General features: G+C 61.2%; 19 protein-coding genes and 1 pseudogene. 13 read left to right on the top strand and 7 right to left on the bottom strand.

All coding sequences use genetic code 11. The features are described from left to right. Positions 1-8 precede the first annotated feature (8 nt). Positions 9-2,258, bottom strand: coding sequence for a type VI secretion system Vgr family protein (gene tssI, locus BLS75_RS04125; protein ID WP_072450333.1), 2,250 nt, complete (start codon positions 2,256-2,258; stop codon positions 9-11). Between the two features lie 609 nt (positions 2,259-2,867). On the opposite strand from tssI, the gene BLS75_RS04120 reads away from it, so the two are divergent. Continuing rightward, positions 2,868-4,559 (top strand): SulP family inorganic anion transporter, encoded by a 1,692-nt coding sequence (locus BLS75_RS04120; RefSeq protein WP_011061293.1) that lies wholly within the window; start codon positions 2,868-2,870, stop codon positions 4,557-4,559. Between the two features lie 72 nt (positions 4,560-4,631). On the opposite strand, the gene BLS75_RS04115 is transcribed toward BLS75_RS04120, so the two are convergent. Continuing rightward, on the bottom strand, positions 4,632-5,291 hold the full coding sequence (locus tag BLS75_RS04115) for a hypothetical protein (protein ID WP_011061294.1): 660 nt from the start codon (positions 5,289-5,291) through the stop codon (positions 4,632-4,634). A gap of 338 nt (positions 5,292-5,629) precedes the next feature. Between BLS75_RS04115 and BLS75_RS04110 the strand changes: the two genes are divergently transcribed. The 4 genes from BLS75_RS04110 to BLS75_RS04100 all read left to right on the top strand — a co-directional run bounded on the left by BLS75_RS04110 (position 5,630) and on the right by BLS75_RS04100 (position 8,772). Then, positions 5,630-6,490: an RNA ligase family protein gene (locus tag BLS75_RS04110; protein ID WP_072450331.1), complete on the top strand. Its 861-nt coding sequence runs from the start codon at positions 5,630-5,632 to the stop codon at positions 6,488-6,490. A gap of 14 nt (positions 6,491-6,504) precedes the next feature. Continuing rightward, entirely contained in the window at positions 6,505-7,650 is a 1,146-nt protein-coding gene (locus tag BLS75_RS04105; protein ID WP_072450329.1) for an AAA family ATPase, read from the top strand. A 108-nt stretch (positions 7,651-7,758) separates the two neighbouring features. Beyond that, positions 7,759-8,157 (top strand): hypothetical protein, encoded by a 399-nt coding sequence (locus BLS75_RS32340; RefSeq protein ID WP_176876691.1) that lies wholly within the window; start codon positions 7,759-7,761, stop codon positions 8,155-8,157. A gap of 102 nt (positions 8,158-8,259) precedes the next feature. Then, complete coding sequence (locus BLS75_RS04100; protein ID WP_239690637.1) at positions 8,260-8,772, top strand: Imm15 family immunity protein; 513 nt, start codon at positions 8,260-8,262, stop codon at positions 8,770-8,772. A gap of 698 nt (positions 8,773-9,470) precedes the next feature. Here the strand turns inward: BLS75_RS04100 and BLS75_RS04095 are convergent. Continuing rightward, the gene (locus tag BLS75_RS04095) at positions 9,471-10,046 is read right to left on the bottom strand and encodes a hypothetical protein (RefSeq protein WP_072450327.1); all 576 of its coding nucleotides are present in this window, start codon (positions 10,044-10,046) and stop codon (positions 9,471-9,473) included. Positions 10,047-10,288: 242 nt separating this feature from the next. On the opposite strand from BLS75_RS04095, the gene BLS75_RS04090 reads away from it, so the two are divergent. Next, a complete protein-coding gene (locus BLS75_RS04090; RefSeq protein WP_072450326.1) occupies positions 10,289-10,888 on the top strand; it encodes an MliC family protein in 600 nt (199 codons plus the stop codon). Between the two features lie 48 nt (positions 10,889-10,936). On the opposite strand, the gene BLS75_RS04085 is transcribed toward BLS75_RS04090, so the two are convergent. After that, the gene (locus BLS75_RS04085) at positions 10,937-11,770 is read right to left on the bottom strand and encodes an enoyl-CoA hydratase/isomerase family protein (RefSeq protein ID WP_072450325.1); all 834 of its coding nucleotides are present in this window, start codon (positions 11,768-11,770) and stop codon (positions 10,937-10,939) included. A gap of 187 nt (positions 11,771-11,957) precedes the next feature. Between BLS75_RS04085 and BLS75_RS04080 the strand changes: the two are divergent. After that, a pseudogene (locus tag BLS75_RS04080) lies at positions 11,958-12,617 on the top strand (linear amide C-N hydrolase). 80 nt (positions 12,618-12,697) lie between these two features. Here the strand turns inward: BLS75_RS04080 and praB are convergent. Further along, positions 12,698-13,195: an alkane oxidation protein activator PraB gene (gene praB, locus BLS75_RS04075; protein ID WP_072450324.1), complete on the bottom strand. Its 498-nt coding sequence runs from the start codon at positions 13,193-13,195 to the stop codon at positions 12,698-12,700. 330 nt (positions 13,196-13,525) lie between these two features. Here praB and BLS75_RS04070 point away from each other — a divergent pair, with 330 nt between their 5' ends. The 5 genes from BLS75_RS04070 (at position 13,526) to BLS75_RS04050 (ending at position 16,847) form a co-directional block, all read left to right on the top strand. Beyond that, a complete protein-coding gene (locus BLS75_RS04070) occupies positions 13,526-14,332 on the top strand; it encodes an AraC family transcriptional regulator (protein WP_072450323.1) in 807 nt (268 codons plus the stop codon). Between the two features lie 84 nt (positions 14,333-14,416). Then, positions 14,417-15,052, top strand: coding sequence for a LysE family translocator (locus BLS75_RS04065; RefSeq protein ID WP_176876730.1), 636 nt, complete (start codon positions 14,417-14,419; stop codon positions 15,050-15,052). A gap of 158 nt (positions 15,053-15,210) precedes the next feature. Next, positions 15,211-15,627 (top strand): NUDIX hydrolase, encoded by a 417-nt coding sequence (locus BLS75_RS04060; RefSeq protein ID WP_072450322.1) that lies wholly within the window; start codon positions 15,211-15,213, stop codon positions 15,625-15,627. A gap of 135 nt (positions 15,628-15,762) precedes the next feature. Continuing rightward, positions 15,763-16,368, top strand: coding sequence for an SCO family protein (locus BLS75_RS04055; RefSeq protein WP_011061312.1), 606 nt, complete (start codon positions 15,763-15,765; stop codon positions 16,366-16,368). Next, entirely contained in the window at positions 16,368-16,847 is a 480-nt protein-coding gene (locus BLS75_RS04050; protein ID WP_072450321.1) for a copper chaperone PCu(A)C, read from the top strand. The genes BLS75_RS04055 and BLS75_RS04050 overlap by 1 nt, the downstream gene beginning before the upstream one ends. 41 nt (positions 16,848-16,888) lie before the next feature. On the opposite strand, the gene BLS75_RS04045 is transcribed toward BLS75_RS04050, so the two are convergent. Further along, on the bottom strand, positions 16,889-17,512 hold the full coding sequence (locus tag BLS75_RS04045; protein ID WP_072450320.1) for a class I SAM-dependent methyltransferase: 624 nt from the start codon (positions 17,510-17,512) through the stop codon (positions 16,889-16,891). Positions 17,513-17,583: 71 nt separating this feature from the next. Beyond that, positions 17,584-18,501 carry a LysR family transcriptional regulator gene (locus tag BLS75_RS04040; protein WP_011061315.1) on the bottom strand — a complete coding sequence of 306 codons (918 nt, stop codon included), beginning with the start codon at positions 18,499-18,501 and terminating at the stop codon, positions 17,584-17,586. Positions 18,502-18,663: 162 nt separating this feature from the next. Between BLS75_RS04040 and BLS75_RS04035 the strand changes: the two genes are divergently transcribed. Beyond that, complete coding sequence (locus BLS75_RS04035; protein ID WP_072450319.1) at positions 18,664-20,355, top strand: AMP-binding protein; 1,692 nt, start codon at positions 18,664-18,666, stop codon at positions 20,353-20,355. Positions 20,356-20,376: the final 21 nt, after the last annotated feature.

Here is a 20,376-nt window from a genome sequence, read left to right as displayed (position 1 = left end):
CGTTACTCCTAGTTTTGCAGGATCTTGCGTCCCTTGATCACCACGTTCTTGTTGGCCTTGATGTTGATCACGCCAGAGCCGTCTATGGTGATGTCCTTGCCGCTGATGCTGATGGTGCCGTCCTTCTTCATGACGATGCTGGCTTTGCCGGTCATGATGGTCACCGAGTCACCGGCATCGATGACAAGGTTCTTGCCCACCGTCAGCTCATCGTCCTTGCCGATATCGGTCGTGCGTCCCGCGCCGACCTGGCGCGATTCGTTGTCTTTTACCGTCGTTGAAAGATTGGCTCCGACGTCCACCGAGCGGTTGGTGCCCACATTGGTCGACTGGTAGAGGCCCACGTTGACGTTTTGGTAGGCCCCGACATTCACCGTTTGAAAGGCGCCGATGACAACTTCCTGCGCGGCGCCGATGGCGATCGTCTCGTTGATACCTACCGCATGGGTGCGTTGCAGGGCCACGGTCGCGGTTTCGCTGGCGCCCACGCTGATGGTGCGGTTGAGGCCTATGCTGATCGTCTCGTTACTGCCGACGCTTTCGGTACGGTTGACGCCAATGCTGATGTCCTCGTTGTTGCCCACGCTTTCGGTGCGGTTGACGCCGATGGTGATGGTCTCGTTGTGATCGACGGTTTCGGTGCGGTCGTGTCTGACATGCACAGTCTCGTCGTTATCGATGGTCTTGCTGCGGTCGTGGCCGACCCAGTGGGTCTCGTCGTTCTCGACCTCGATGTCCTGGTTCTTCTCGGCATGGATAAACAGTTGCTCTGCACCTTTCTTGTCCTCCATGCGGATTTCATTGAAGTTGGCCGGTGAGCCGTCCTTGCTCGAACGGCTTTTCACCCCGCTCTGAGTGGCATTGGCCGGTAGCGTGTAGGGCACGGTCTGTTCGGCGTTGTAGACGCGGCCAGTGATGATCGGCCGATCCGGGTTGCCTTCGATGAAACTGACGATCACTTCCTGACCGATCCGCGGGATCTGCACCGCCCCCCAGTTCTTGCCGGCCCAGGCCTGGGACACGCGCATCCAGCAGGAGCTATTGGCATTGGACTGGTCGTGGCGGTCCCAGTAGAAATGCACTTTGACCCGGCCATACTGGTCGGTCCAGATCTCCTCGCCATCGGGGCCGACCACCACGGCGGTCTGCGGCCCGCGAACAATGGGCATGGGGGTCAGGGGAAGAGGGCGGAAGGCCTGGCTGGCATCCATGCAGTCCAGCTCGCTGGTGAACTGCTCGGACAGGTCCAGCTGTGCATTTTCATAGAGTTCCTGGCGGATCTGATAGCGTGCGAACACCACCAGGTATTCGCGGTTCTGGTCCTCGCGCTCGTAGCCGGTCAGCTTGAACAAATGGCCGCAGCCCAGCCCGCGGGCGCGGCCGCGCAGCTGCACGCGTTCGAACTGGCTATGAATGGCTTCGATGCGGGTACGCGCGTAGTGCTCGCCATCGTTGCTCTGTACGTATTCACCGGGGTAGTCGTAGAGCGGGTGGTCGCCGTTGCTGTGACTACGCGACACACTGGAGCGCACCTCCAGTCTGGCGCGGGGGCGCTTGAAGTCGTAGTCGTTTAGCTCCAGAGAACCGGGTTGGACTTCCCGCTCCAGTTGCCAATCGTAGAAATGGTCGCGCTCGCGCATTTGCCGATCGGGCGGGTAGAAGGGCACCGAGTCATAGTCGGCCACCGTGGAGTGGGCGCCATAGGCGTCGGCAAACACCAGTACATGACGCGCCTGCTCATGGCGAAAGTAGTAATAGATGCCTTCGTGCTCCATCAACCGGCTGACGAAGTCAAAGCTGGTTTCGCGGTACTGCACGCAATATTCCCACTCGCGGTAGTTGCCGCTCAGGCTGTCTTCGAAATCGGAGAAACCGAGGTCGCGGAACACCTGCTTGATGATCTCCGGCACCGTTTTGTTCTGGAAAATCCGGCAGTCCGAAGTGCGCGTGAGCAGCCATAACCAGGGCCGTAGGCTGACGCGGTAGCCGGCGAACTGACCGTGGCCGTTCACTTGCCGGCAGCTGCAGACAATGCCGTGGAAATAGCGTTTGCTGCCGTCGTGCAGCTCCAGGGTCAGGCCCATGGGCTTGCCCAGCAACTGGTCGAATGTGATCGCTCGGTTTTCGGAGGTGAGGTCCAATTCGTAGTGGAACAATCGCCCCAGCTCTTCGTTGCCTTCCATGCTCTGCAGCAACAGGACATCGCCGCCGAGGGGACTGTCGACCTGCACCAAACGGTTGTTTTGCGTTATTGCCATAAACGACTTCCTCTGGCTCGTGTTCGGGCGTCAGTCGTCCGTCTCGCGGGGTCAGGGGAAATCGTGTCCATCCATCGCGGTACATCCACCACAGAGATGATCTCCATATCGGCCTCATAGGCACTCAGTCAAAGCGAACGTACGAGTCAATCCGGCTCCTGCGGATTAACCTTCTGTCCAGAGCCACTTGGGCATCACCTCTAACAATTCCGGTTAAAGTCTTAGCGCGGTTTAATCCTAGTCAAGAAACTCTCCGACCAATGGAGCGAACACCGAGCCGTTTCACGGTAGGTGACCGACGGTCATTTGCTGCCCGGCTACGAGCGCAACGACATGCACCGGGAGGTGGCGCGTCATCAAGGCAACGCGCCGTTATAGCTGGCTTGGCGGCCCATGAATGGGAGGGGTTGTTCATCCATAGCGGCCCAAGCTCACCACCACCTGCGCCTCAGCGGGTTGCCCATGGCCAAGCACCTGGGTGAATCGAAGCAAAAGCTGCTCCAGCTCATGGCGCTAAGTTGCCCGATTCGCTTGAATAACGCCCCGCGTCGCCTTGCCAGACAAGCGCGCAGCCAAAGAATAAAACGGAATATTTCGAAAGGACCCGGCATGTCGTTATCCCGCTGTCTATCTGGCCTGTCCAACTTGCTGCACTACCGCCGCGAATGGTTGCGCGCCGACCTGCGGGCCGGCTTGTCCGTGGCGGCTATCCAGATCCCGATCGCCATCGCCTATGCGCAGATTGTCGGCCTGCCACCGCAGTATGGGCTTTACGCCTGTGTGCTGCCGATGATCGTCTATGCCTTGATCGGCAGCTCGCGGCAACTGATGGTCGGCCCCGATGCCGCCACTTGCGCCATGCTCGGCGGGGCCGTGGCGCCTTTGGCCATGGGCGACCTGCAGCGTACCGTCGAATTGTCGATGATCGTCACCGTGCTGGTGGGCCTGATGCTGATTGCCGCCGGGATCGCCCGGGCGGGTTTTATCGCCAGCTTCTTCTCGCGGCCGATCCTCATCGGCTACCTAAACGGCATCGGTCTGAGCCTGATCGCCGGGCAAATGGGCAAGGTGGTGGGCTTCAAGATCGAAGGCGACGGCTTCATCCTGGGGCTGGCGGACTTTCTCCAGCGCCTGGGGGAGATCCATGGCCTGACCCTGGCCGTCGGCCTGGCCAGCCTGGGCCTTTTGATCTGGCTGCCGCGACGCTATCCGCGCGTACCTGCGGCGCTGCTGACGGTGGCGCTGTTCACCTTGCTGGCCGGGCTATTGGGCTTCGACCGCCTCGGAGTGGCGATCCTCGGTCATGTGCCGGCCGGGATGCCGGAGTTGTCCTGGCCCAAGACCACCCTGGAGGAAAGCAAGAGCCTGCTGCGCGACGCGCTGGGCATCGCTACCGTGAGTTTCTGCAGCGCCATGCTCACAGCCCGCAGCTTCGCCGCGCGCCATGGCTACGCGATCAACGCCAACCATGAATTCATCGCCCTGGGCCTGAGCAACCTGGCCGCCGGTGCCTCCCAGGGCTTTGCCATCAGCGGTGCGGATTCGCGTACCGCGGTCAATGACATGGCCGGAGGCAAGAGCCAACTGGTGGGCATCATCGCCGCCCTGGCGATTGCGCTGATTCTGCTGTTTTTCACCGCGCCCATGGCGTGGATTCCGCAGCCGGCCCTGGGCGCGGTGCTGTTGATGGCGGGCTGGGGCTTGCTCGACGTCAAGTCCCTGAAGCAAATCTACCGACTCAGCCGCTTCGAGTTCTGGCTGTGCCTGCTGACCACCGTCAGTGTGCTGGGGCTGGGCGTGCTGCCGGGCATCATGTTCGCCGTGACCCTGGCCATCCTGCGCCTGCTGTACAGCATCTACCAACCCACCGACGCGGTGCTGGGCTGGATGCCGGGCATCGAAGGCCAGGTGGACATCCGCCAGTACCCGCAAGCCCGCACAGTGCCCGGCCTGGTGGTGTATCGCTTCGACGACGCGATCCTGTTCTTCAACGCCGACTACTTCAAGATGCGCCTGCTGGACACCGTGCAGCGCGAGAGCCAACCCGAGGTGGTGCTGTTCGATGCCGAGGCGGTGACCGATATCGATGTCAGCGGCATCGCGGTGCTGCGGGAAATCCGCGAGACCCTGGCCGCCCAGGGCATCTACTTCGCTATCGCCCGTGCCCGCGGTACTTTCCTGGCGATGCTGGAACGTTCGGGGATGACCCGGGAAATGGACAGCCAGTTGCTGTTCGGTTCGGTGCGTTCGGGGATCAGGACCTACCGCATATGGCGCAACAGCATGCGCGGCAAGCAATGAAGCAGAGGAGGGTGACCGGCAGGGAGCAGCCCTGCCGGCGCTTGATCGAAGCTCAGCCAGGCTGGCACGGCATCACTGGGTGATGGTCATGCTGCTGGTGGCCTGGACCGAGCCATAGCGGATGCGCGGATACGTCGGGTCGGCGTAGCTGAAATCCATCACCGTGCCGACGGAACCGAAGTACAGGGCCTGGCAATTGAAGTTCACCGCGACCTGGCCGCCATAAGGAGTGACCCCGATGGCGACCTGGGTCGGCCCGGTCCATTCGATCTTGCAACCCAGCGTACCGCCTGCTGCGCCGGCATTGTATCCACGACAGTTCAAGGTGGCGTTGCCGTTGCTGGTATTGGGAAAACCCGCCCATTTGGCGATGGCCAGGTTGGCCGAGCATGAAGTGTTGACGCTGCTGGCTCCCGGGGCGAGCTTGTAGACCCCCGACGGTGGCGCAAGCGTTGCCGTGACAGGCGTCAATGGCAGCGCGGCAAGGCTTGATGCCGCCTGGTTTTCCACCACGGTGGTGGGCGAGGGCGGGAGCTTGCACACCACCACGGCGCCGACGTCGTCGGACTTCTTCAATTCACCCAGCGCAGTGATATCGGCGCCGCCCTTCGACTCGCAGAAGAGTTTGCGCAACTGGGCTTTCTCTTCGCTGTCAGCCATGGACGAGGCCTGGGCCAAAGGTGCAAGTGCCAGGCCAATGACTGCAGCCATCAGCACGCTTGAACGTTTCATGATCGATTCCTTATCGGGTTATGACTGGCTGCACCCTATGAGCCCCAGGCGGTTTTTTTCATGACAAAAGCTCGGGTGTTTCGCGCAAGCAGGGGCGCTGGGGTTTTGTCCTCTCGGGGCTTGACCTGACGCCGCCATCTGCTGTTGAATGCGCGCCCTAAAGCCTCTGCAACCTTTTCTCCAAGTGGTGAAGCCAGTGCCCTACGCCAGCCAACACGCCTGATACCGACGACGGTCCATCCTGCCTGATGGCTGCCCGTGCCTATGCACGGCGGCGCTTCATTGCCATGCCTGCCTGATCCTGTCGTTGGTTTTTCTCTGTTTTCGAGGACAAACCCATGCACACGGATATTCGTGCCACCGCGCACAACCTGGAACTGCTCAAATACCCCCGTACGCCCCACCTGCAAGGCTCGCGCCTGCAAGATGGCGACACTGACACTGGCCAGGTGCGCTATGGCGCCCTGGCCGGACAGTGGCTGGTGGTGGAAGAAAAACTCGATGGTGCCAACGCGGGCATCAGCTTTGGCGCAGGCGGCGAGTTGCTCCTGCAATCTCGCGGTCACTACCTCACCGGCGGTGGGCGCGAGCGCCAGTTCAATCTGTTCAAGCAGTGGGCCTCGGCCCATGAGCACTGGTTGCTGGAACGCCTGGAAGATCGCTTCGTGCTGTATGGCGAGTGGCTGCACAAGAAGCACTCGGTGTTCTACGACCACTTGCCACATTACTTCTGCGAGTTCGATGTGTGGGACCGCGCCACAGGGCTGTTCCTCTCCACCGCGGCGCGCCGGCGCCTGCTAGAAGGTGGGCCGGTGCTGTCGGTGCCTGTGCTGTACGAAGGCCCGGCACCGCGCCGGCATGCCGATCTGCTGGCGCTGGTGAGCGATTCGCTGGCCAAGACCGAGCGCTGGCGCCAGGTGTTCGAGCAGGTGGTGCACCGCGAAGGCCTCGACCTGGCCCGTGCCTGGCGCCAGTGCGACCGCTCCAGCCGCATGGAGGGCCTGTACCTGAAGCTTGAGGACGAGCAGCAGACCCTCGGCCGGCTCAAGTGGGTACGCCAGGACTTCGTCCAGGCCATCCTCGATGCCGACCAGCACCATGCCAGCCAACCCTTTATCCCCAATCAACTGGCCGCCGGTGTCGACCTCTATGCCCCGCGCCTGTCCATGGACTGGCAGGGCCCACGCCACGGCTACTGAAGGAGCATCCCGAAATGGATATTCAACAACTGCGCCAACTGGTCCCCGAGCCGGGGCGCGATATGGACACCGCCGCCTGCCTGTCGGCCATTCCGGCCCTGGCGCGCCTGGCCGACACACCGCAGGACCCGATCTACCACGCCGAGGGCGATGTATGGATTCATACCTGCCTGGTGGTCGAAGCATTACTGGCGCAACCCGCCTACCAGCAGGCCAGCGCCGAGCAGCGCTTTGTGCTGTTCTTCGCGGCCCTGTTGCACGACATCGCCAAGCCCGACACCACGGTGATCGACAAGGATACCGGGCGTATCGGCCAGCCCGGTCATTCACGCCGGGGGGCGGTGGATGCGCGGCTGCTGTTGTGGCGCGCCGGTGTGCCGTTCGAGCTGCGCGAGCAGATCTGCCGCATCATCGCCGTGCACCAGGTGCCGTTTTTCGCCCTGCAGGGTGATCGCAGCGGCCGCAGCCCTGAGCTCCTGTTGCACAAACTGTCCTGGGAACTGCCGCTGTGGATGCTCTGTGCCGTCGCCGAGGCCGATATGCAGGGCCGCAACTACGCCGGCAAGGCCGATGTACTGGACGCCATCGAACTGTGGCGCGAACTGGCGCAGGAGGAGGGCTGCCTGTACGGGCCGCGGGCCTTTGCCGACGACTACACACGCATTCAGTACCTGCGTGGCGCCCGGGTACATCCCGACTACCCGTTGCACGCGCCGCAGGGTTCGTCGGTGGTGATGCTCTCGGGCCTGCCGGCCAGCGGCAAGGACACCTGGACCGCACAGCATCACCCGGAGCTGCCGGTGGTGTCGTTCGACGACGCCCGCCAGGCCCTGGGCCTGCGCCATGGCCAGAATGAAGGCGCCGCTGCGCATTACGCCATCGACCGGGCCAAGGCCTTGCTGCGAGAGCACAAACCCTTTGTGTGGAACTCGACGCACCTGTCGGCGCAGATGCGCAACCGCACCTTGGACTTGCTCTACGGCTACGGCGCGCAGGTGGAAATTCTCTACCTGGAGCGCCCCGAGGGCGAGATCATGCGGCGCAACCAGCAGCGCGACACCTCGCTGCGCAACGATGATATCCGCCGCATGCTGTTCAAGTGGGAAGTGCCACTGCCCACCGAGGCGCATCGGGTTGTTTATCAGGCGGTGACGGGGTGAGTGGTCCAGGGGGACATGGCGACGCGATGCATGAGGCGTTTCAAACTCTATCCTCTTGAAAAAAAACCAACTTGAAAGTCACGGCCAGAAATCACCAGGTAAATGAAAATGTCAGAAACTGCAGAAAAAATAAGTGAGGTATTACAAGCTTTTCACCGTTTTGAAGATGGCTTGCTATTGTCGTTTGAGTTTGATTATGCGCCAGGCGAACGACTCGCAGCACAGGTTGTATTTCATGCCAGAGATCACCGTATTGACGGAAATGTTTGGAAGAAAGTCAAAGTGGTTGTCCGTGGCGTCGAAGAGCTGAGTGCGAAAGTTAGCGGCCATCAATTCAATTCAATTTGCTCGGGGGTTCGGTTGTTGAAGTTTGACGAGTATTGGTGTGTCGACATTGATGGAAATTACGCTTTGGATGCTGATCCAGTATCTATTGATCAAGTGCGCCAAGAAGGGGATCTATATGTTGTTGGTCGTGATATCGAGGTTTATGAGCTTGAGGGCTAGGCGATCCCAGTGAAAGTGGTTCTAGCCAGAACGTACCCTCGTTGATTGAACTTCCTGACGTTCCACCCGAACATCCTGCGACGGATGGAGTATCCCCTGGAAATGAAGCTTACAGATCTCTATAACAAGGTAATCAGTAAAGAACCGTACAATGATATGGACGTGTTCTTCGAGAGCTATGAAAGCTTTGAAGAGATTCCGCTTGTATCAAGGTATGGTCGCTTAAAGCACCTGATGGATGAAATGAGCAGCGACGGGGTGTCTGATTTTCTGACAGGGCTCGCTTTGTTTGTTTTAAATACTTTAAGAGTCTTGGAGGTTTCAACAGGTAAAGATGTTTTTTTTGCCGTGACTTTTACAGACTTTGAAGGGCTGGAGCAGCAAGGTGTTCACATACCCAATATTTTTATTTACGCAAAGCCAGCTTCAGTCAGTTTTTTGGAAAAAGTACGAGAACATGATAAAGGGCTTGCGTCGAAGGAGATGAAGGAAGTGAAAAAACATTTTTCCAACTGTGGGGCAGAAACTGCTTTTGATTTTTATGAAAGCAGATCTTATGACGCAGCTTGCGCTGAAGAAATTGTAAGGGTCTTTGCTGTACCCAGGACTTCATGAGAGTACAGGGTTCGTCAGCCAATCCGATTCGATGGTGAAGCACTCCAATGATGGGGTGGGAGCTATGCGATTGCTCGCTGCGTCAGGTCCATGGGCTTGGTCGAAGCCTAATAGGTGCAGAGCGAGCCATCGGTGGATCTGAGCAGTGAGTGGTTTCGAAAACTGGAAATGACCAGCTCGGGTACGCCAATTCAAAGCGTCGAAAGCGCCCGGATGCGTGATCCAAGCCTGATAGCTGATCTCAGGTTCTGTGAGCCTTGGAGTTATTCTATTTAACATAATATACATTATGCGTAGATATGACATATTCATGTGGGTCACGTTACCCAAGAATTACCCAGGCTCAACTGCAACGCTTCCTACCCTCAGGGACAGCTTCTGAAGCCAGGCTTCGATCACTCTGCTGTCGCTCGCGTCTGGGCCTTCGCAATGACATCCTGGACAAACGAATCCTGACTTCTTTGCTCCTTGTAGCCAACCCAGGACTTCACCGGCCCTGGGCCGAAAAACTTCCAGTTGCATGACACCCACGAATTCCGACTGCGGACGAACACGTGGTGTGTGTCTTTCGAAATTCGTAACGCCTGTCAAAGTTCGAGCGGGAGAATTTCAAACTCAGGTGGTTGCTGACTGTGGCCCACCTGCATATCGAACTATTGAAGGTGGGCTTTGGGTAATTGCCGGGACGGCCAAGGAATCTACCGACAGAGCTCTCTGTATCGATTCACGTTGGAAACTGCAGAGTCTAGTGTTGTTGTTTTGTATTTGTAGTAGTGGATTATATTCGCCTGGGCCGGTCCGACATTGCCGAAGTATTCTTCCCAGGCATTACTCTTGGTGAGTAAGTCAGAGAGCATGGTTCTCAAGTCGTTTTCCGTCCAGGCTGTCTTGTAGCCTTTAACCTCACCAGGGGCCGGGCTGTTATGTTTTACATAATTAACCAGCAGGTACTTTCCTTCGTAGGCCATAAATACCGTATACACGGTCCCTTGAGGGGCTGACTGCCTGTACCAAGGGATCACGACAAAATGATGAACCACTGGTCCCGTACTAAAGTGCCAAACAGCTGTCTCCGAGTGCAGGCCGCGAAATAAAAGAGCCTGATCGATTTGGTACTTCATGCTTCCGTTATTTGTAATGACATCGTTTCCAACATCATTTTGTACCTTCCCGTAGACAGCGCAGCTCATTTGAATGGGCACGGAAGGACAATCCTTCAGCCCCATGAGTGTTGCGTTGTTTTCTATTGCCTTGACCGGATCTTCCCCTGTCATGTTTCTTGGCTCCTGCCTAGTTGTTCAATATGCAGTTTAAATAATCGATATTGCTGCCCCTGGTGAGGATAGCTTCGATCTGCCCTTTATCAAATACACCTCGCCGCGGGTCTTGCCGAGTGCTGCCGGGTGTCGAGATATGGCTCGCGGGATGAGCTACCCTGCCCTTACAATATGACGCTTATAAATAACTAAACTAAATGAATATTTAGTTTAGTTATATTGGATATCAGGAGTTACCCATGAGCTTTCCCCTTCGAACAATGGTGAGCAGTGTCGCTTTTTCGGCCCTGCTGGCCACTTCTCTGGCAACGGCCGAACAAGGTCCTTCATTCAACTGCAGTGAGAAGATGACCGGGTCGATAACCGCACTGATCTGCCAGAACCCTGGTCTCGCGGCACTGGACCGCAAGTTGGCCACTATTTATCGCGACGCCCTGAAGAATGCCGGCAAGCGCGGCAATGTGCTCAAGGCCGAACAGCGTGGCTGGATCAAGGGCCGCGACGAGTGCTGGAAGATCGATGATCAGCAAGCCTGCGTGACTGATAGCTATCGTCGGCGCATCGTCGAACTGCAGACGGGTTATGGGCTGGTCACCTCCTCCGCTCCGGTCATGTTCGATTGCGCGAGCAATGGCCGTATCAGTGTCACCTTCTTCCAGACCGAACCGCCCTCCCTCACCGCCTTATATAAAGGCCGGCAATCGCTGATGCTGGAGACCAGCTCTGCCAGCGGCTCACGTTACCTAGGGCAGAACGAGAGCTTCCGGGAGCATCAGGGCGAGGCCGCTGTCACTTGGGGCCATGGGGCTGAAGAGATGATCTGCAAGAAAGCAGGCTGAGCCCTGCCGTCTGCACCGCATCGGGTGCAGGCCGCAACGCCCTGGGGGTTAGTTCCTGACAATACCTGGCGTCCCGGGCGACTGCTGGCTGGCCCGATCCGGATGATCGCGCTCGATGAACCGCCGCAACCCTTCCTGGGTTTCCGGTTGATGGATCGAGCGGTTGAAGCACTGCGCTTCGATCTTCAAGCCCTCCGCCAATGGCAAGCCATAGCCGCGCACGGCCGCTTCCTTGTCCGAACGCATCGCCGGTTGCGGCAGGCCGGCCAGGACATGGGCCAGCTCCAGTGCCCGTTTCAGGGAGCGCCCACTGGGCACTATTTCGTTGACCAGGCCGATGCGGTACGCCTCCTGGGCGTCGATCACCTTGCCCGTGAGAATCAGTTCCATGGCCCGGCCCATGCCGATGATCCGTGGCAGGCGCTGGGTGCCGCCATCCGCCAGGCCGATGTTCCAGCGCCGGCAGGTAACGCCGAACGAGGCGTGTTCTTCAGCGATGCGGATGTCGGCAAAACAGGCCCACTCCAGGCCACCGGCATAGGCCACGCCGTTGACCGCGGCAATGATCGGCTTGTAGATCTCGGTCCAGCGGCTGGGGCCGATGATGCCCGGGCGTTCGCCACGGTCGTGGGCTGCCATTTCCTCGGCGCTGCTGGGCACCAGTTGCCCGGCCGCCTTGAGATCGCCGCCGGCGCAGAAGGCTCGGTCGCCGGTGCCGGTGATGATTGCCACCAGTGCGTTGTCATCCTCGCGAAAACGCGTCCAGGCCTCGATCAGCTCGCGGTGGGTGACCGGGCCGATGCAGTTGCGCTGCTCGGGACGATTGAAGCGGATGATCACCACGGGCCCGGACTGCTCATAGGCTATTTCGCTGAAAGTCATAAACGCTCCTGCTTATCTGTGTCCTGCGGTGAAACGGCTGCGCAATCCAGTATAGGCAGTGCTAAAAGTGAGGTTATGGCGATTTTCAGGTCACTCCGGGCTTTCTTGACAAGGAAAAAGACTGGTATGAATTCAGAGACCCGCGCCTTCTCGGCCGAATAAAACAGGAATCAGCACCATGAAGGTAATGAAGGTATTGCCACTGCCCAGGAAAGTCGTGCCTAGGGCCTTAGTCCTGGCCCTCAGCAGTATCATCCTGTCCCTGCCCCTCGCCTAGACCTGCACCCGGCTGACCCACCTGGGGAGCAACCAGAGCGTGATCACCGCCCGTTCCATGGACTGGAAAACCGATGTGGCGACCCATCTGTGGATCTTCCCGCAGGGCATGCAGCGCAATGGTGAGGTGGGAGCCAACTCCCCGACCTTTGATGAACAGCTGGCCCTCAATGCCTACTGGAAATCCATTGGCGGCACCGTCATGTTGCCGGGCACCAACCGCGCCGCGGATCGCTTCGCCCGGGCCTCCTTTCCCAAGGACGAGAGCCCACAGGTCTCCCTGGCCAGCGTATTCAGCGTGATCAGAAATGTCTCTGTGCCTTACGGCATCTCCACCCCGGGTGAACCGAATATTTCCTCCACTCGCTGACGCACTGTAGTGGACCATCAACGCAAGCTGTACTTTTTCGAGTCGGCACTGACCCCCAATACCTTTTGGGTCGACCTGAAGAAGATCGACTTCGCAAGCACTACGGGCCAGGTGAAGAAGCTCGACTTGGGCAAGGGCCAGTCCATCACCTATTCCGGCGACTTCAAGGTCACCCCCGCCTTCAAGTTTCAAGGTGCCTGAGCGGTTTCTACGCTGCCGAGGCAATGTGCCCCGAGCGCCCGAGGCCACAAGGCCCGGGAGCTCGGGGTATCGCGAGGGAGCTACGGGACCAGGGTCAGTGGCGGCTGCAGGGTGATATCCAGCGTGGCCAGTGTGCAATTGCCAGTGAGGGTCTGGTTGAAGGCACTCAACTTTTGAAAGGGACCGTTCCAGGTCACGAATATGTCATTGGCCCCGCAATTGCTGGCAGGCACGAAATTGGAGACGACAAAGCTGACGCCCTCCAGCTTCAAGGAAAACACGTTTTCCGGTTTCAAGGTCCAGGGCAGGTTCTTTGCCTGCAAGGACTTGCAGATTCCGCTACCGCTGATGAACACACTGTGGATCTTGGCTTCATCCTGAGTGTTGATCGAACCGCTCAGGCTGATGCCACAGGTGACCTGTGCCTGAAACGACGACGGCAGTTTTATCGAGAGGGTGCCATTGTTGCCGTAGAACGGGCCCTGGGGTGAAAAGTGTGGTGCAGCGGCCACCAGGGTCGTGGAGCACAACCCTATGACAAGCGCACTTGCGATCATCAGGCTATTCAAGCTTTTCATTGTTGTTCCTCACGCATAGGGCGAAGTGTTTCGCCGGGGTAATGGCCATGATCGAGAGGTCATGAAAACGGCAGGACGTCCCTTTCCAGCCAAGCTTCAGGTCGGTTGCATTTCACGGGAGCGGCCAAGGCGCCAAGGAAAGTCCTCCGCCCTGGGCGAAATTCAAAAACAGCATTGAAATATTTTTTTGAATCAAATAGCTGGCAATCTCCGATCGGTCAAGGCTTCCCATCGGCCTTCAACCCTGTGGCAAGCCTGCCAGGGGGCCTGTTAGGCTAACCCGCCCACCGCGTCGCCGCGGTCTCTACAGCCCTTTCGCGGATCCGCACCATGTCCTCCACCGCCCAATTCTGGCGCGACCCGAACCTGCCCTACGTCGAAAGCCGCCGGGCCTGTGACAGCCGCGCCAACTACAAGGCCCACAGCCATCCGACGGTGTCCATCGGCGCCGTGGACCGGGGCGTCAGTGTGTTCAGCGGCGGCGCCCAGGGCCCGACCCGGATCCAGGCTGGCAGCGTGGTGTTTGTCCCGGCCGATTGCGCCCATGCCTGCAACCCCCTGCCCGACAGCGCCTGGAGCTACCAGATGCTGCACCTGGACCCGCGCTGGGTGGACGCTGTGCGCGAAGAAGCGCAGCAGCATGGGCCGGCGCTTTCCCAGGTCGTGCTGAGCCACGACAGTGGCCTCTACCAGGCTTTTTGCCGGCTCAACCAGTTGTTGTTTTCCAGCACCAGCTGGCAGCACAAGGAGGCCGCGCTGATCGAGTTCATCGGCGCCTTGGCCACCCGGGAGCAACCGGTGATTGCCCTGGCGGCCGATCCGGCCCGGGCCAGCGCAGGCGTGCGCCGGGTCGTGGATTTCCTCCAGTGTGATCCGCAGCAGGCCGGGCCTCTGGAGCACTTGGCGGAACTGGCGGGAATCAGCCGCTACCAGTTGATCCGCGCCTTTCGCGCGGCCACCGGGATGACGCCCCATGCCTACCAGTTGAACCAGCGGATCATCCAGGCCCGCGCTTCGCTGCAGGCCGGGGAAGCGTCGGCAGCCCTGGCCCAGCGCCTGGGCTTTGCCGATCAGGCGCATTTTCAGCGAGTGTTCAAGGCTCATGTCGGCGTAACCCCGGGCCTGTACAAGGCCTGAGGCCGCGCAATTTTCTTCAATACCCCGGCTCTCTCGGCGCCGCAGACTTCCAGGCTTTCACGTCACTGGAAGGCTCTACCCATGATTCAACAGTTCCTGCTGGTCGCCGCCGCGCACTTTCTCGCCCTGCTCTCCCCCGGCCCGGATTTCTTCCTGGTGGCACGCATGTCCATGGCCGCGGGGTGGCGATCGGCCACCGGCGCCTGCCTGGGCATCGCCCTGGCCAATGGTGCCTTTATCGTCCTGGCGTTTGCCGGGGTCTCGGTGTTTCGGGCAGGCAGCCCGCTGTTCCTGGCGATCCAGTTGGCCGGGTGCGGCTACCTGCTTTATATGGGTTGGCTGTTTATCCGCCATGCCGGCGCCAGTTCACTGGCCGCGGTAGACGGCAACGGCGAAGCCCGGCCGCTGGGCCGGGCCACCTGGTGGCGTGGCCTGGGCATGGGCTTTCTCTCTGGCATCCTCAACCCCAAGAACGCTCTGTTCTATGTCAGCCTGGCGTCCCTGGTGGGGGCCCAGACCAGTGCCGGCTGGAAGCTGGTCTATGGCTTGTGGATGTTCAGCGCCGTGCTGTTGTGGGACGTGCTGGTGGCCCTGGCCATTGGCAACCGCCGGGTGCGCGAGCGCTTTGCCCGGGCCCTGCCCTGGCTGGAACGGGGCACCGGGGTGGTGCTGACCCTGCTGGCGCTGCTGGTGATCGGCGCCACTGTGTGGCGTCACTGATCCACGCCCCGGGCAGTGACTTCCAACTGTCATTACAAATAAACAACAAAGCAATAATCTGCCGAAAGCGCCGCTGCCGATATTGTCGCAACGGTGAACGGGCCTGCCGGGCATTGCCCGGTATCTGCCCCGCCGAAACAGTGCAAGGAGGACCTGCCATGCAACAACAGCCACGCCTGGGGTGCGGTGTCGCGATTGTCCGGGACGGCCAGCTGCTGCTGGTCAAGCGCCTGCGCGACCCGGAAGCCGGTTGCTGGGGCCTGCCCGGAGGCAAGGTCGACTGGCTGGAACCGGTGGAACAGGCCATGCGCCGGGAAATCCACGAAGAACTTGGGCTGACCCTGCAAGGCGTGGGCCTGTTGTGCGTGGTCGACCAGATCGACCCGCTGCGCCAGGAGCACTGGGTATCACCGGTGTACCTGGCCTCGGCCCCGGCCATGCCGGCGCGCAATTGCGAGCCGCACAAGCACAGCGATGTGGCCTGGTTCGAGCTCGACCGCCTGCCCCAACCCCTGACCCAGGCCACCCGCAGCGCCGTGCGCGCCCTGGTGCAGATGGCCGCCCTGGAAAGCTGAGCCGCCACGCCCCGGCCCTTCCCGACCTGCGACCGATGGCCGCAGGCATTGGTCTAATTAGCCCGCCGCCGCTTTCGTCTGTTTGTTACCATGCGCGGGTTTTTGCCTGTCTGGCTGTTCAAAGGGCGTTATTTCATGAGTGTTCTGCTGACTCGCCGCACCCTGCTCACCAGCGCCGGAGTGCTTGGCCTGGGCCTGCTCGCCGGTTGCGACAACAGTCCCCGACTGTCCTTCAAATACGGCAAGGACCTGAGTAATCAGATTCTTGGCCGCACCTTCAAACTCACCGATTCCCAGGGCGAAACCAAGTCGCTGTCCAGCTACCGCGGCCTGATGCCGATGATTTTCTTCGGCTTCACCCAGTGCCCGGCCGTGTGCCCCACCACCCTGGCCCGCGCGGCCCAGGCCAAGAAGCTGATGGGTCGTGATGGCGACCGCCTGCAAGTGGTGTTCATCACCCTGGACCCGGAGCGCGACACCCCCGAAGTGCTGGACGCCTACGTCAAGTCCTTCGACCCCAGCTTCGAGGCGCTGTACGGCACCCTGGAGCAGACCGCTGCCACCGCCAAGGAATTCGGCGTGTTCTACGAAAAGATCCCCAGCGGCTCGACCTACACCCTGTCCCACACCGCCACCAGTTTCGTCTTCGACTCCCGGGGCACCTTACGCCTGGGGCTTTCCCAGTCCCTTACCGCCCAAGAGTGCGCGGAAGACCTGCTCACCGTCATGGAGGTTTGTTAATGCATTCCCTACAGCGCCCATCCCGTCTCAAAGCTGCCCTGCTGCTGGTTTCCCTGCTGGGCCTGGGCGGCACCGCCAGCGCCGCGACCCAAGTGGACAACGCCTGGGTCCGCGCCACCGTAGCCGGCCAGCACGCCAGCGGCGCCTTCATGGACCTCACCGCCAGCAGCGACAGCAAGCTGGTTGAGGTGCAATCGCCAGTGGCCAAGAACGTGCAGATCCACCAGTCGAGCATGCACAACGACGTGATGAGCATGCAGCAAGTGGACGCCGTGGCCCTGCCGGCCGGACAGAAAGTCAGCCTGGACACCCACGGCTACCACGTGATGCTCATGGAGCTCACCGGCCAGATCAAGGCCGGCGACATAGTGCCCCTGACCCTGACCGTGGAAAACGCCAAGGGCGAGAAGGAAACCATCAAGGTCCAAGCCCAAGCCCGAGCGCTGAATGCGCCGGACCACAGCATGATGAAGCACTGACAGCAGCGTGAAGAAAAACCGGCCCTTGGGCCGGTTTTTTTTCATCCCCAGTCAATCGCCCGCGCCAGCCAAACGGTGAACCCGCAGCAGTCCGGGTCTTCGCTGATGTGCTGCACCACCTCGAAACCATGGGTGTCGAGCAAGGTGCAGTATTCCCCCGGGGAGAGGCTGGCGTGGTACAGGGCTTCGCCCTCGAATTCGCCGATGGCCTCCCCTGCCTCGGGGCCGCTGGTGAACATCAGGGCGCAGCCCGGGCCGGCGTGGCGTTCGAAAACGGCGAACATGGCGCGCTGATCGTCCGGGCTCAGGTGGAACAGGCTGTTCCAGGCAAGGATGCCGGCAAAATCCTGGTCCAGGGCGAGGCTGCGCATGTCAGCGTGGATCCATTGCTGCCCGGCAAAGCGCTGGCGGCAATGGTCCAGCAAGGTGGCAGAGCTGTCGACGCCGGTGACTGCACATTGGTGTTCGACCAGGTTGCGCGCAATCGGCTCGCCACCTCCGCAACCCAGGTCCAGCACCTGGCCGCCCTGCGCCATGACCCGGCGAAAGCGCTCCAGCCATGCCTGCTCTCCCTCGAAGGCCTCGGGGTTGGCCCTGCGACGCTGGTCCCAGGCCCGAGCATGACGCTGGTACAGATCGACGATATGACGGGCGGACTCGTGCATCCACAGGTTTCCTTGTGCGTATGTGGCCGCAAATTGCAGCACAACGGCGCTTGGGCCGGGCGTCAAACCGTTCAACTGCGCCCTGCCAGCTCCAGCAACTGCCCGCGCAGCCAGCGGTTGGCCGACTCGTTCTGCACTTGCTTGCTCCAGTACAGGTTGAGGCAGACCTCGGGCAGGGTCAGGGGCATGTCGAGAATCCGGTTGCCCAGCCCGGCGTTGATCAACTGCGCATTGTTGCGGGTCAGGGTCAGCAGGCCATCGCCCTGGGCCACCAATTGCGCGGCGGTGAGAAAGTGCTGGCAGTGCTGGCGGATGCGCCGTACCACCCCCAGGTGCCCCAGGGCCAGGTCTTCGACGCAGATGCCCCGGCGCCTGGAGGTCACCGCCACATGCTCGGCCGCCAGGTAGCGTTCCACCGTCAGTTCGCCGCTGAAGCCGGGGCCGGCCATCACGCAGAAGGAATCCTGCAGCAGCAGTTGCTGTTGCAGTTGCGGGTCGGTGAGCCGCGACAGTTCGATGGCCAGGTCAATGCGCCCGGCAATCATCTCCAGCTTCAGGTCGGCCCAGTGCACGCTGGTGCTGCGCACTTCCAGGTGCGGGGCAACACGGTTCAGGTGCGCCAGGATCAAGGGCAGGATCACCGGTTCCAGTTGCTCCGGCATGTTCAGGGTGAAACGCCGGCGGTCCCGCAACGGGTCGAAGGCCTGGGCCGGGTTGAGGCTGCGGCGCAGACCGCTGAGGGCGTCCTGGATCCCCGGGGCCAGTTGCTTGGCCAGCGGCGTGGGGGCCACGCCATAGCCTTCGCGGACGAACAGCGGGTCGTCCAGCTGGGCGCGCAGGCGCGCCAGGGCGTGGCTGATGGCCGACTGGCTGAGGTGCAGCACCGAGGCGGCGCGGGTCAGGTTGCGCTCCTGGTACACCACCTCGAAGACCCGGAACAGGTTCAGGTCCAGGCGGCTCAGCCCTGACCATTCATGCGGTGAGTTCATGGTTGTGCCCTCGCAGTCTCGACCCGTAGCAGGCTAGCAGCGGGCCGGCGCCGGCAGAACCATGTAGCGCATTCATGAATCTCGATGAATAACCGTCGGTTCTGTGGTGCCCCGGGCGCTGCCTAAGATGGTCGTGCCGATAACAACAATTCAGGAGGCACCATGGACCTTGCGGCCTATCAGCAGCACCTTCACGCCCTGCAGCAGGCCGCCTGGCCCGAAGGCGCGCCGCGTACCCCGCAGTACCCCCTGGGCCAGCAGCCCCTTACCGAATACCTGCGGGCCTGGGCGCAGTCGCAAGCCAGTGCCGTGGCCCTGGACTTCTATGGCTATCAGTTGAGCTTTGCCGAGCTGGACCGGCTGTCCGACCGGTGCGCCGCCTTGCTCGGCGAGCAGGGAATCGGCCCCGGGGACCGGGTGGCGGTGTACCTGCCCAACTGCCCGCAATTGCATATCGGCTTCTGGGGCATTCTCAAGTGCGGCGCCGTGTACGCGCCGGTCAGCCCCCTGGCGCGCACCCTGGAGCTGGAGTATCAGCTCAAGGACAGCGGCGCCCGGGTGATCCTGTGCTTCGACCAACTGCTGGATGTGGTGCAGGCGGTCAGCGACGCCTGCGAGTTGAGCGCGATCCTGGCCACCAGCCTCAGCGAGTTGTGCCCGGCCACCCCGAGCATTCCCCTGCCGGACCTGCTGCGGGCGCCCAAGCGCCTGGCCCCGGGGGTGATCGACTTTTTCCCCGCCCTGGAGGCCTGTCGCGCCGCCACCCCGGCCCACCGTCCTGCCCTGGGCGATATGGCCGCACTGAACTACACCGGTGGCACCACCGGCATGCCCAAGGGCTGCATTCATAGCCACGGCGACATGCTCTACACCTGCGCCAGCTTCGTGCCGGTGGCCTTGGGCCTGAGGCAGGACAGCGTGCTGCTCAATTTCCTTCCCGAGTTCTGGATCGCCGGGGAAAACGCCGGCCTGCTGTTTCCCATCTACGCCGGCTGCCGCCTGGTGCTGCTGGCGCGCTGGGACGCCCTGGGTTTCATGGCGGCGGTGGCGCACTACCGGGTCAGCCATTGCGGGCTGCTGGTGGACAGCGCCGCCGAAGTGCTGGAGCACCCAAGCGTCGCCGACTACGACCTGAGCTCCCTGAAGGCCACCGGCTGCATCTCCTTCGTCAAGAAGCTCACCCCGGACTATCGCCAGCGCTGGCGCGCGCAAACCGGCTGCACCCTGTTCGAGTTCAGCTTCGGCATGACCGAAACCCACACCTGCGACACCTTTACCGCCGGCCTGCAGACCGACGACTTCGACCTCAAAAGCGCGCCAACCTTCGTCGGCCTGCCGGTGCCGGGCACCGAGTTCAAGGTCTGCGACTTCGACAGCGGCGCCCTGCTGCCCCTGGGCTCCGAGGGCGAGTTGTGCGTGCGCAGCCCTTCCCTGCTGCAGGGTTACTGGCAGCGCCCGGAGGCGTCCGCGGCGGCCCTGCGCGACGGCTGGCTGCACACCGGTGACCTGGGGCAGATCACCGGACAAGGGTTTATCCGCTACCTGGGCCGGCGCAAGGAAATGCTCAAGGTCAATGGCATGAGCGTGTTTCCCAGCGAGCTGGAGGCGCTGTTCGGCCAGCACCCGCAGGTGCTGGCCAGCGCAGTGATCGGCCGCGCCGATGAACGTCGGGGCCAGCAGCCGGTGGCCTTCGTTGTGCTCAAGCCCGATGCGCCCCAGGACCCGCATGCCCTGGCAGCCTGGTGCCTGGAGGTGATGGCCGCCTACAAGGTGCCGCAGATCCGCCTGGTGGCCAGCCTGCCCATGACCGCCACCGGCAAGGTCAAGAAGAACGAGCTGGAACAACAGCTCTGAGCCCTTCCTTTTCAGCATTGC

Origin of the sequence: Pseudomonas sp. NFPP12 (assembly GCF_900103205.1) — a bacterium.
Lineage (GTDB): Bacteria > Pseudomonadota > Gammaproteobacteria > Pseudomonadales > Pseudomonadaceae > Aquipseudomonas > Aquipseudomonas protegens.
Note: the sequence above shows the minus strand (reverse complement) of the source record. Positions and strands in the feature narration are given on the sequence as shown.